Raw genomic sequence first — 8,436 nt, 5'->3', positions numbered from 1 at the left:
GGCGTGCGCGGCGCCGACGCAGACCGCGACGTCGACGGCCGGGCCCTCCCACGCGGTGGCGTCGCCCACCTCCAGCTCCACCCGTCCGGGGACCCGCTCGGCGACGGCCGCGCGCCCGCGCTCGATCGCCCGCTCGTCGCTGTCCACGCCGACGCCGCGCGCGCCGGGGATGGCCTCGACGGCGCGCAGCAGCAGCTCGCCCCACCCGCAGCCGTAGTCGGCGATGAGCGGGTCGGGCAGCGGGGGCAGGCTGCCGATGAGGGCGGCGGCGCGCGCGTCGGACAGCGGCGAGTTGAAGTCGAGCAGGGCGTGGCCGTTGACCGGCGCGGGGGAAGTCACCGGGGCACCGTGGCAGAGGGCGGCGGGGGCGGCACCCGAATTACGCTCCGCCCGCCCTCAGTCCTGCCCGCGCACCACCCGGCGCAGCTTGGGCAGCCGGTCGGCCAGCACGCGCTCGCCGCCGCGCCCGGTCGGCTCGTAGTAGTTGCGCCCCACCAGGCCGTCCGGCGGGTACTGCTGGGTGAGCACGCCCTCCGGGACGTCGTGCGGGTAGCGGTAGCCCTGGGCGTTGCCGAGCTTCGCCGCGCCCGCGTAGTGCCCGTCGCGCAGGTGCGGCGGGACGGTCCCGATCAGGCCCTTGCGCACGTCCTCCATCGCGGCGCCGATGGCGGTGGTGATCGCGTTGGACTTGGGCGCGGTCGCCAGGTGCACGGTCGCGTGGGCCAGGTGCAGGGCGCACTCGGGCAGGCCGATGAGCTGCACGGCCTGCGCGGCGGCCACGGCGGTCTGCAGGGCGGTCGGGGCGGCCAAGCCGCCGTCCTCGGTGGCGTGGATGTCGAGCCAGCGCGCGATGAACCGGGGGTCCTCGCCCGCCTCGATCATCCTGGCCAGGTAGTGCAGCGCCGCGTCCACGTCCGAGCCCCGGATGGACTTCACGAACGCGCTGGTCACGTCGTAGTGCTGGTCGCCCTGCCGGTCGTAGCGCACGGCGGCCTTGTCGACGGTGGCCTCCAGGGTGGCCAGGTCGAGCGAGCCGGACGCGGCGCCGCCCGCCAGGACCGTGTCGGCGGCGGCCTCCAGCGCGGTGAGCGCGCGCCTGCCGTCGCCGCCCGCGAGCCGGACCAGGTGGTCCTCGGCGTCGGGCTCGACGGTCACCCTGCCGCCCAGCCCGCGCTCGTCGGCGACGGCGCGGCGGACCAGCTCGCGCACCGACTCGTCGGTCAGCGGGCGGAGCTGGAGCACCAGCGAGCGGGACAGCAGCGGGGACACCACGGAGAAGAACGGGTTCTCCGTGGTCGCGGCCACCAGCAGCACGATCCGGTCCTCGACCGCGCCGAGCAGCGCGTCCTGCTGGGTCTTGGAGAAGCGGTGGACCTCGTCGATGAACAGCACGGTGGCCTCGCCGGAGCGCACCAGCCTGCGCTTGGCCTCCTCGATGACCGCGCGGACCTCCTTGACGCCCGCCGACAGCGCGGACAGGGCGGCGAAGCGCCTGCCGGTGGCCTGCGAGACGAGGGTGGCGAGGGTGGTCTTGCCGGTGCCGGGCGGGCCGTAGAGCAGCACGGACGCGGGCGCGGCACCCTCGACGAGCCTGCGCAGCGGGGCGCCGGGGCCGAGCAGGTGGTCCTGGCCGACCACCTCGTCCAGGGTGCGCGGGCGCATCCGCGCGGCCAGCGGCGCGTTGGCGGCGATCCGGGCCGCCTTCTCCTCCGGTGCGACGCCGAACAGGCCCTCGTCGAACATCCCGTCGCTCACGGGGTCGACTCTAACTCGCCGGGGTGACGGTCCCCGACCGGTCGGCTGCGCCGCGTGACCTGGGCTACAGGGCCGGGCAAGCGCATTTTTTCACCCGGATGTGCGACACTTGGCCCCCGTGCCGTCACCTGCCGTTCACGCGCGAGTAGTGCTGCTCGCGGGCCCCTCCGGTTCGGGCAAGACCCACCTCGCCGCCCACCTGGGCTGGCCGGTCCTGCGTCTGGACGACTTCTACCGCGAGGGGACCGATCCCCTGCTCCCCCGGCGCTCCGACGGGGTCGCCGACTGGGACTCGCCGCTGTCCTGGGACGTCGAGGCCGCGTTGGGCGCGATCGTGGAGCTGGCCACCACCGGCGCGGTGCAGGCCCCGGTGTACGAGTTCGCCTCGGACTCGCGGGTCGGGACCCAGCGGGTGGCGCTGGACGGGGCGCCCGCGTTCCTGGCCGAGGGGCTGTTCGCGGACCGGCTGGTCGAGCTGTGCCGGGACGCCGGGGTGCTGGGCGACGCGGTGGTGCTGGACCCGAGCGCGCCGCTGACGTTCGTGCGGCGGTTCGCGCGGGACGTGGTCGAGGCCCGCAAGCCGGTCCCGTACCTGGTGCGGCGGGGGCTGCGGCTGCTGCGCGAGCACCCGAGCGTGGTGCGGCGCTGCCGGGACGCCGGGATGCGGCCGACCAAGCCGAAGCGGGCTCGGGAGGAGCTGGCGCTGATCGGGCGGCGGGACGAGCTGGCCGCCGCGTAGGGCCCCTCCCGCGGTTCTCGGGCCGGTGAGCACCCCCTCCGGGGTGCTCTCCGGCTTTTTCGCCCCCCGGTTCCTGCGGTTCACGCCGGTTCCGCCCCCCGCGCGGGCACGTGGGCGGCGTGCGGCGGGCGGGTGGTCCGAGGGGTCCGGCGCGCCGGAGCGGTTCCGGCCTTTCCCGACCCCCCGCGAACGCCGTTTCGGTCGACCCGACCCCCCGTTCCGACCCCGACCGGGCGGAGCGCGCCCCCGGTCCGGCGCACGTCGCCCGGTCCGACCACCCGGACGGCCGTCCCCGAACGGCTGGAGGCGGCCCGACGCGCCCGGCAGGGCGGGCGCGGGCGAACGGATCTTGTCGGCCGGTTCGCCTACTATCTGCCTGCGATGACACTCACCGAACGGCTCCCCGCCGAACCCGACGCAGACACCCTCTTCGACGCCTTCTCCGACTGGGCGTGGGACCAGGGCCTCCAGCTGTACCCGGCGCAGCAGGAGGCCCTGATCGAGATCGTGTCGGGGGCGAACGTCATCCTGAGCACGCCGACCGGCTCCGGGAAGAGCATGGTGGCGCTCGGCGCGCACTTCGCCGCCGTGGCCCAGGGCAGGCGCACCTTCTACACCGCCCCGATCAAGGCGCTGGTGTCGGAGAAGTTCTTCGCGCTGATCGAGGCGTTCGGCGCGGACAAGGTCGGCATGATGACCGGCGACGCGTCGGTCAACGAGACCGCGCCGATCATCTGCTGCACCGCGGAGATCCTGGCCAACATCGCCCTGCGCGACGGCGCGGACGCGGACGTGGGCATCGTCGTGATGGACGAGTTCCACTTCTACTCCGAGCCCGACCGCGGCTGGGCGTGGCAGGTTCCCCTGATCGAACTGCCGAAGGCGCAGTTCGTGCTGATGTCGGCCACGCTCGGTGACGTCACCTTCTTCGAGAAGGACCTGACCAGGCGCACCGGCCGGACCACGGCCGTGGTGCGCTCGGCGGAGCGCCCGGTGCCGCTGAACTTCCAGTACGTGACGACGCCGCTGCACGAGACGATCGAGGAGCTGCTGCACGGCAACGAGGCCCCGGTGTACGTCGTGCACTTCACGCAGGCGTCGGCGCTGGAGCGGGCGCAGTCGCTGATGAGCGTGAACGTGGCCACGCGCGCGGAGAAGGACGCCATCGCCACCACGATCGGGCGATTCCGGTTCACGTCCGGGTTCGGCAAGACGCTGTCGCGGCTGGTCAGGCACGGCATCGGCGTGCACCACGCGGGGATGCTGCCCAAGTACCGGCGGCTGGTCGAGCAGCTGGCGCAGGCCGGGCTGCTCAAGGTCATCTGCGGCACGGACACGCTCGGCGTCGGCATCAACGTGCCGATCCGCACGGTGCTGTTCACGGCGCTGTCGAAGTACGACGGGACGCGCACCCGGCACCTGAAGGCGCGCGAGTTCCACCAGATCGCGGGACGGGCCGGGCGCGCCGGGTACGACACGATGGGCACCGTCGTGGTGCAGGCGCCGGACCACGTGGTGGAGAACGAGAAGGCGCTGGCCAAGGCGGGCGACGACCCGAAGAAGCGGCGCAAGGTCGTGCGCAAGAAGGCGCCCGAGGGCTTCGTGTCGTGGAGCGACCAGACGTTCGAGCGCCTGCGCGACGCCGAGCCGGAGCCGCTCACGTCGAGCTTCCAGGTCAGCCACGCGATGCTGCTCAACGTCATCGGCAGGCCCGGCGACGCGTTCGCGGCGATGCGGCACCTGCTGGAGGACAACCACGAGTCGCGGCCCGCGCAGCGCAAGCACATCCTGCGGGCGATCTCGATGTACCGGGGCCTGCGGACGGCGGGCGTGGTCGAGCAGGACGCCGACGGCATCCGGCTGACCGTGGACCTCCAGGTCAACTTCGCGCTGAACCAGCCGCTGTCCCCGTTCGCGCTGGCCGCGATCGAGCTGCTGGACCCGGCCGCGCCCGGCTACGCGCTGGACGTGCTGTCGGTGATCGAGTCGATCCTGGACGACCCGAGGCAGATCCTCGGCGCGCAGGAGCACAAGGCGCGCGGCGAGGCCATCGGCGCGATGAAGTCCGAGGGCATCGAGTACGACCAGCGCATGGAGCTGCTGGAGGAGGTGACCTGGCCGAAGCCGCTGCAGGAGCTGCTGGAGGCCGCGTTCACCACCTACCGGCGCGGGCACCCGTGGGTCGCGGACCACCACCTGTCGCCGAAGGCGGTGGTGCGGGACATGTTCGAGCGGGCGATGACGTTCGCCGAGTACGTGTCGTACTACCAGCTGGCGCGGTCCGAGGGCCTGGTGCTGCGGTACCTGGCGGACGCGTACAAGGCGCTGCGGCAGACCGTGCCGGAGGACGCGAAGACCGAGGAGCTCAACGACCTGGTGGAGTGGCTGGGCGAGCTGGTGCGCCAGGTCGACTCCAGCCTGCTCGACGAGTGGGAGAAGCTGCGCAACCCCGGCGAGGAGCAGGTCCACGACGACGCCCCGCCCGCCGTGACCCGCAACCTGCGAGCGTTCCGGGTGCTGGTGCGCAACGCGCTGTTCCGGCGGGTGGAGCTGGCGGCGAGGCGGAACTACTACGAGCTGGGCCAGCTCGACGGCGACGCCGGGTGGGGCGCGGACGAGTGGCGCGAGGCGCTGGAGCCGTACTACGAGGAGCACTCGGACATCGGCACGGGCCCGGACGCGCGCGGCCCGCAGCTGCTGCTGATCACCGAGGGCGAGGACCGCTGGGAGGTCCGGCAGGTCTTCGAGGACCCGGCGGGCGACCGGGACTGGGGGTTCACGGCGGAGGTCGACCTGGAGGAGTCGGACGAGGCCGGGAACGCGGTGGTGCGGGTCGTCGAGGTGGGGCGGTTGGAGGCGGTCTAGGGCTTGTCCTGCGGATCTTCACCTCGGGTGGAGGGTGATGCGGGCCAGGATGATCTCGGCGCGGTGGGCAGGCGGCTCGTCTCGCGAACCTGGTGGCCGGGCCGCGGAACCGCTTGAGGCGGTTGAAGCAGCGCTCGACCACGTGTGCGGCTTGTAGAGGCCGGGGTCGAAGACCGGTGGCCTGCCACCGGCCGAGCCCTGGGCCCTGCGGCGGGCGATCCGGGCGACACGCTCCCGGATGGCGGCCTTGATCCGCCGCCGCCGTAACGCGGTGCGGGCGCCTGGGTGGGCGTGGGCCTTGTCTGTGATCACCCGCCCCACCCGCACCCGCCGCCCGTCGACGGCGAGGACCTCGCCCCGGTCCCGCAGCCGCTCGTGCGCGGTCCTCCACGGCCCGTGCCGCTCGGGCGGGTGCGGCGCGCGCCCGTCCGCCGGTTCTGACACGCCCTCACCGAGCCCCGCTCGCCGCGACCTCACCCCCGCACGAGCCGATTGAACCGTCCAGCCCAGCCGGCGCGTCCGTTCGGCGTTCTCCCCCGCTCCCGGAACCAGCGATGATCTTTCGGGGCCTACGAGCGCGGGATGGGTTGGGACTTGGGGATCGGGTTTGGCGACGACGAGTTCGGGGTGCTCGGGCCGCTGCTCGTGCGGCGGGGCGGGGTGGTCGTCGCCGTCACCGCGCCCAAGCAGCGGATCGTGCTCGCCTCGCTGGTCATGGCCGCCAACCGGGCCGTCTCGTCCGCCGAGCTGGTCCGGGCCGTCTGGGGTGAGCAGGCGCCCGCCCGCGCGGCGCACACGCTCGCCGTCTACGTCATGCGGCTGCGGCGGGCGCTCGGGGAGCCGCAGCTCGTCCACACCACGCCCTCCGGCTACCTGATCAGCCTGCCGCACGGGGCCGTCGACCTGCACCGGTTCGCCGACCACGCCGCCCACGGGGCGCTCGCCGCCTCCGCCAAGGACTTCGGCTCCGCCGTCGAGCACTACCAGCGGGCGCTCGACTGCTGGCGCGGCCCGGCGCTCGCGGACGTGCCGTCCGAGGCGCTGCACGCCGACGAGGTCCCGGCGCTGGTCGAGGAGCGGCTGCGGGTCACGGCCGAGCTCGTCGACGCCCGGCTGCGGCTCGGGCACGGGGCGGAGCTGGTGCCGGACCTGCGTCGGCTCACCGCGCGCCACCCGCTGCGCGAGCGGTTCTGGTCGCAGCTCATGGTGGCGCTCCACCGCGCGGACCGCCAGGCCGACGCGCTCGACGCCTACCGGCAGGCCAGCACCGCCCTCGCCCGCGAGCTCGGCGTGGACCCCAGCGAGTCGCTCAGGGCCGTGCACCACTCGATCCTCACCGGCGACCCGGCGCTCCGGGGGCCGCTGCCCTCCGGGTGGGCACCGGTGTCGCAACTGCCCGCGCCGGTCGGGAACTTCGTCGGTCGCGCCGAGGAGCTGGACCGGGTGACGGGCCTGCTCGCCGGTCCCGCCGCCGTCGTCGCCGTCTGCGGGCCGCCGGGGGTCGGGAAGACCGCCTTCGCGGTGACGGTCGGTCACTCGGTGCGTGAGCGCTACCACCACGGGCAGCTGTACGCGGACCTGCGCGGCCACTCCACGTCACCGCCGCTGGGCACCACCACCGTGCTCGGCCGGTTCCTGCGGGCGCTCGGCGCGCGCCCCGACAGCATCCCCGCCGACGAGGCGGACCTGGTGCGCGCCTACCGCGACCGGCTGCGCGGGCGCCGGGTGCTGATCACGCTCGACAACGCCGCCTCCGCCGCCCAGGTCCTGCCGCTGCTGCCCGGCGTCCCCGAGTGCTCGGTGGTGATCACCAGCCGGAACGAGCTCGCCGGGGACGTCGGGGCCTCGGCGGTCCGGCTCGACGTGCTGCGCGACGACGAGGCGTGGAAGCTGCTGACCCGCTCGCTCGCCCCCGAGGCCGCCGACGAGCAGGGCGACGCGCTGCGCGAGCTGGCCCGGCTGTGCGGCCACCTGCCGCTGGCGCTGCGGATCGCGCTCGGCAACCTCGTCGGGGCGCACACCACCGACATCCGGTCCTATGTGGACGACCTGCGCGGCGGGGACCGCCTGTCCGCCTTGGCGGTCCCGGACGACGACAGCGCGGCGGTGCGCCGGGCGTTCGACCTCTCGCACGCCGCGCTGCGGCCGGACGCCGCGAAGTTGTTCCGCCTCACCGGTCTGCTGCCCGGTCCGGACTTCAGCGCGTTCGGCGCCGCCGCCCTGCTGGGCGCGGACGAGGCCACGGCCCGCGCGCTCACCGAGGAGCTGGCCTCCGCGAACCTGGTGCAGCGCGCGGGCGACGGGCGGTTCGCGGTGCACGACCTGCTGCACGAGTACGCGGCCGAACGCGCCCGCGCCGCCGGTGACGACCTGGAGGCCGCGCGCGGCAGGCTGTTCGACTGGTACCTGAGCACCGCCTCCGACGTGGGCGACGTGCTGTTCCCCGAGGTCCGGCCCGCGCGCGGGCGCGGGGACCTGCCGGACGCCCGCGCGGCGCGCGCCTGGTTGGAGGCGGAGCGGCCGAGCCTGCTGGCGGCCACCGAGCGGTGCGCGCGGCTGGGGCCGCTGCCGATGGCCTGGTCGCTGGTCGAGGCGGTCGGCGGGTTCCTCGGCTCGCACGGGCACCACGGCGAGTTCCTGAACGCGGTGCGCGCGGCGGGCGACGCGGCGGAGGCGGCCGGGGACGCCGAGGCCGCGGGCGTGGTCATGGCGCACCTGGTGGCGGCGCACCGGAACCTCGGCGACCTGCGGGCCGCCCGCGACGCCGCCCGCTCGGGGAACCCGGTGGGGCGCGCGGTGTGGCTGCTCGCAGGCATCGCGGGCGTGGTCGCGCTGGACGTGGGCGAGCTGGCCGAGGCCGAGGACCGGTTCCGGGAGGTGGTCGGCGCGTCCGGGGAGTCGACGCACGCGCGGTGCGCCGGGCTGATCGGGCTCGGCGCGGTCCGCCTGGCGCGCGGGGAGCTCGACGCCGCCGAGGCGCTGCTGCGCGAGGGCCACGGGCGGGCGCTGCGGCTGGGCGCGGTGTACCTGGCGGCTTCGGGGGCGGACCTGCGCGGGCGCTGCCGGGGCGCGCGGGG

General features: G+C 74.9%; 6 protein-coding genes. 3 read left to right on the top strand and 3 right to left on the bottom strand.

The window, feature by feature from the left end:
• Both ACTUAL_RS27415 and ACTUAL_RS27410 read right to left on the bottom strand, forming a co-directional pair.
• Positions 1 to 339: SAM-dependent methyltransferase (locus tag ACTUAL_RS27415; protein WP_440902268.1), on the bottom strand; the 339-nt coding region annotated here is incomplete at its 3' end.
• Positions 340 to 396: 57 nt separating this feature from the next.
• A complete protein-coding gene (locus tag ACTUAL_RS27410; protein WP_440902269.1) occupies positions 397 to 1,743 on the bottom strand; it encodes a replication-associated recombination protein A in 1,347 nt (448 codons plus the stop codon).
• A gap of 160 nt (positions 1,744 to 1,903) precedes the next feature.
• Between ACTUAL_RS27410 and ACTUAL_RS27405 the strand changes: the two genes are divergently transcribed.
• Together ACTUAL_RS27405 and ACTUAL_RS27400 are read left to right on the top strand one after the other, a co-directional pair.
• Positions 1,904 to 2,494 carry a uridine kinase family protein gene (locus tag ACTUAL_RS27405; protein WP_440902267.1) on the top strand — a complete coding sequence of 197 codons (591 nt, stop codon included), beginning with the start codon at positions 1,904 to 1,906 and terminating at the stop codon, positions 2,492 to 2,494.
• A 381-nt stretch (positions 2,495 to 2,875) separates the two neighbouring features.
• Positions 2,876 to 5,359, top strand: coding sequence for a DEAD/DEAH box helicase (locus tag ACTUAL_RS27400; RefSeq protein WP_096496141.1), 2,484 nt, complete (start codon positions 2,876 to 2,878; stop codon positions 5,357 to 5,359).
• Between the two features lie 18 nt (positions 5,360 to 5,377).
• On the opposite strand, the gene ACTUAL_RS27395 is transcribed toward ACTUAL_RS27400, so the two are convergent.
• Complete coding sequence (locus ACTUAL_RS27395) at positions 5,378 to 5,803, bottom strand: hypothetical protein (RefSeq protein ID WP_440902266.1); 426 nt, start codon at positions 5,801 to 5,803, stop codon at positions 5,378 to 5,380.
• Between the two features lie 138 nt (positions 5,804 to 5,941).
• On the opposite strand from ACTUAL_RS27395, the gene ACTUAL_RS27390 reads away from it, so the two are divergent.
• The coding region (locus ACTUAL_RS27390; protein WP_440902265.1) for an AfsR/SARP family transcriptional regulator at positions 5,942 to 8,436 on the top strand (2,495 nt) is incomplete at its 3' end.

This window comes from Actinosynnema sp. (genome assembly GCF_052038725.1).
This window is presented reverse-complemented; position numbering and strand designations above follow the sequence as displayed.